The 3,389-nt window shown below is 53.9% G+C and carries 3 protein-coding genes; all 3 read left to right on the forward strand.

The features are described from left to right. The coding region (locus WIH05_RS07365; RefSeq protein WP_337425190.1) for a DMT family transporter at positions 1-412 on the forward strand (412 nt) is incomplete at its 5' end. Next, the gene (locus WIH05_RS07370; protein ID WP_022272651.1) at positions 405-2,468 is read left to right on the forward strand and encodes a DNA topoisomerase; all 2,064 of its coding nucleotides are present in this window, start codon (positions 405-407) and stop codon (positions 2,466-2,468) included. The genes WIH05_RS07365 and WIH05_RS07370, both read left to right, overlap by 8 nt. Positions 2,469-2,513: 45 nt before the next feature. Next, the gene (locus tag WIH05_RS07375) at positions 2,514-3,188 is read left to right on the forward strand and encodes a hypothetical protein (RefSeq protein ID WP_022272652.1); all 675 of its coding nucleotides are present in this window, start codon (positions 2,514-2,516) and stop codon (positions 3,186-3,188) included. Positions 3,189-3,389 lie beyond the last annotated feature (201 nt).

The following is a 3,389-nucleotide window of genomic DNA, read 5'->3' on the forward strand; positions in this document are numbered from 1 at the left end:
CATGATCTGTACGGAGGAATATACAAAGCGGTGCGATCCCATTCTTTTAGCAACGGTCCAGGTGGCGGCTGTGGGCGTGTTCAACTGGCTTCTGGCTCCGTTTTTAGACGGTCCCGGAGCCTTTGATCCGGCCATTCTGCTCCATAAAAGCCTGATCCTGGGACTTCTTTATCTGTCCCTCATCTGTACCACTGTGGGATTTCTGATCCAGACCGTGGGACAGAAATATCTCAGCGCCAATACGGTCTCCCTTCTTTTATCCCTGGAAGCCGTATTCGGGACCCTGTTTTCTGTGATCTTCCTGGGGGAGGTCCTGACAGGAAGGATGATCCTGGGCTGTGTGCTCATGTTCTCAGCCCTTTTACTATCCGAGCTGCGTTTTACGGTCCCTGGAAAGGAGGTCCATGGGTAAATCCTTATTTATAGCAGAAAAGCCCAGCGTTGCCCAGGAGTTTGCCCGGGTGCTTAAGATATCGGGGAAAAAGGGGGACGGGTTCATCGAATCGGAGACAGCCGTGGTCACCTGGTGCGTCGGGCATCTGGTGACCATGAGCTATCCGGAAAGCTATGATCCGTCCCTGAAGCGGTGGAGCATGGATACCCTTCCATTTCTTCCGAAGGAATTTAAATATCAGGTCATCGACGGCGTAAAAAAACAGTTTCTGACTGTGAAAAAGCTGCTGACCCGGCCTGACGTGGACACCATCTACGTCTGCACCGACTCCGGACGGGAGGGAGAATATATATACCGTCTGGTGGAGCAGATGGCCGGAGTCCGGGGGAAAAAGCGTCTTCGTGTGTGGATCGATTCCCAGACGGAGGAGGAGATCCTGCGGGGAGTCCGGGAGGCAAAGGACCTGTCCGAATACGATAATCTGGCGGCCTCCGCCTATCTGCGGGCCAAAGAGGATTATCTGATGGGCATTAATTTCTCCCGGGTGCTGACTCTGAAGTACGGAAATACTGTGGCCTCTTACTTAAAAGAGAAGCGGGCGGTGCTGTCCGTGGGCCGCGTCATGACCTGCGTCCTGGGCATGGTGGTCCGGAGGGAACGGGAGATCCGCAGCTTTGTGAAAACGCCTTTTTACCGGGTCCTGGGCTCCTTTGACGTTCCAGGCCGGGAAGGCATTTCCGTGGAGGCAGAATGGAAGGCCGTGAAGGGGTCCAGATACTACGAAACCCCGGTCCTATATAAAGAAAACGGGTTCAAAGAGAAAAAGACGGCAGAGGAGCTGATCCGCTTCCTGTCAGCGCCCCCCATGGAGGGGACTTTAGTTTCCATGGAAAAAAAACGGGAAACGAAAAATGCCCCGCTTTTATACAACCTGGCGGAGCTTCAGAACGACTGCTCCAAAATGTTCAAGATCAGTCCCGACGAGGCCTTGAAGGTGGTCCAGGAGCTGTATGAAAAAAAGCTGGTGACGTATCCAAGGACCGACGCCCGGGTGCTTTCCTCGGCTGTGGCAAAGGAGATCCATAAAAACATCGGCGGACTTAGGAATTTTGCCCCGCTGGCGGACCTGGCCTCTGAGGCGCTGGAGCTGGGGAGCTTTAAGACCATAGGAAATACCAGGTACGTCAACGATAAGCAGATCACAGACCACTACGCCATCATTCCCACGGGCCAGGGCTTTGGGGCCCTGCGGACCCTGGGCTCCCTGCAGCTTAAGGTCTATGAGGTGATCTCCCGGAGATTTTTAAGCATCTTTTATCCGCCGGCTGTTTACCAGAAATTTTCCCTGGACCTGGAAAAGCAGGGAGAGCATTTCTTTGCCAATTACAGGGTACTGGCGGAGGAGGGCTATCTGAAGGCCGCCTATGTTCCCAAAAAGATGGCGGAGAAAAAGACCGGAGACCAGGAAACGGAATCCGGAGAAGAAAAAAAACAGGCCGGCAAAGGCAATGAGACCGAGATCGAGCTGGATGGCGGTGAGAAGGCCAGGGCCCTTCTGGCCATGCTTTCGGGCCTTAAAAAGGGACAGCGTCTGTCTCTTACAGGGCTGGAGATCAAAGAGGGTGAAACGTCTCCTCCCAGGAGGTACACCTCCGGCTCCATGATCTTAGCCATGGAAAATGCCGGGCAGCTCATTGAGGACGAGGAGCTCCGTTCCCAGATCAAGGGCAGCGGCATCGGCACCAGTGCCACCCGTGCGGAGATCCTTAAGAAGCTCTGCACCATCAAGTACCTGTCCCTGGCAAAAAAGACCCAGGTGATCACGCCCACGCTTCTGGGCGAGATGGTCTTTGACGTATGCAGCGCATCCATCCGGCAGCTTTTAAACCCAGAGCTGACGGCCAGCTGGGAAAAGGGCCTCACCTATGTGGCAGAGGGTACCATCACCCCGGCGGAATATATGGAAAAGCTGGAGCGGTTCGTCACCTTAAGGACCAACGGTGTCCGCCAGACCGACAACCAGTATCTGCTGCGGCCGTATTTCGACGCTGCGGCCCAGTTTTATAAAAAGTAGGAAACGTTTTGTGCCGCCGTCTGCGGCGGAGGAATGGAGGCTGTGATGAAAAAAGAAGAAGCAAGGACCGTGTGTCTTTACGATCTGGACCACACACTGGCAAAGCCTTTACTGGAGCAGTGCGAGTACCCCTGGGAGGCCCTTCCCAGGATCAGGGATCTTATCCTGGAGTTGGGGAGCCGTCTTCCGGAAAGTGAATATGAAAAACGCGGTGAGACTGTCTGGGTCCATAAGACGGCCAGGGTTTTTGAAAGCGCCTATCTGGGAGAAAATATCATCATCGGAAAGGATGCGGAGGTGCGCCACTGTGCTTTCCTGCGGAGCAATGCCCTGGTGGGGGAGGGCGCTGTGGTGGGAAACTCCACAGAGCTTAAAAACGTGATCCTGTTCGATAAGGTCCAGGTCCCCCATTACAATTATGTAGGCGACTCCATCCTGGGCTTTAAGGCCCACATGGGGGCCGGCTCCATTACCTCCAACGTAAAATCCGATAAGCTTCTGGTAAAGGTCCACGCGGAAGACGGGGATCTGGACACGGGAATGAAAAAATTCGGGGCCATGGTGGGCGACCGGGTGGAAGTGGGCTGCGGCTCCATCTTAAATCCCGGCACCGTCATCGGAAGAGATTCCAATATCTATCCCTTATCCAGCGTCCGGGGCTGCGTGAATAAAAACTCCATCTATAAAAAACAGGGGGAAGTGGCAGAAAAGCGCGATTAAGGCGGCAATGAAACCTTGCGGAGCTCCGGGCAGGAAGAGGCAGGGCTGGATGGCTGAAGATCAAATGAAAAATGAAAATACAGGGAACGGTGTGGCCGGGATGGTCATGCCGTTTTTTGTATATGAAAAGAGCTGGGTGGGAAGAGGGTGATATATGCTCTAAGTGACTTCTTAATCATGATTGTGTCATGGTTAGTGAAG

It is taken from the genome of Alitiscatomonas sp. (assembly GCF_037242085.1).
GTDB classification, from domain to species: Bacteria; Bacillota; Clostridia; order Lachnospirales; family Lachnospiraceae; genus Alitiscatomonas; species Alitiscatomonas aceti.

Bases quoted from the DNA above. Each gene is read 5' to 3' on its own strand.
- WIH05_RS07370 (WP_022272651.1), top strand. From the start codon at position 405: ATGGGTAAATCCTTATTTATAGCAGAAAAGCCCAGCGTTGCCCAGGAG.
- WIH05_RS07375 (WP_022272652.1), top strand. From the start codon at position 2,514: ATGAAAAAAGAAGAAGCAAGGACCGTGTGTCTTTACGATCTGGACCAC.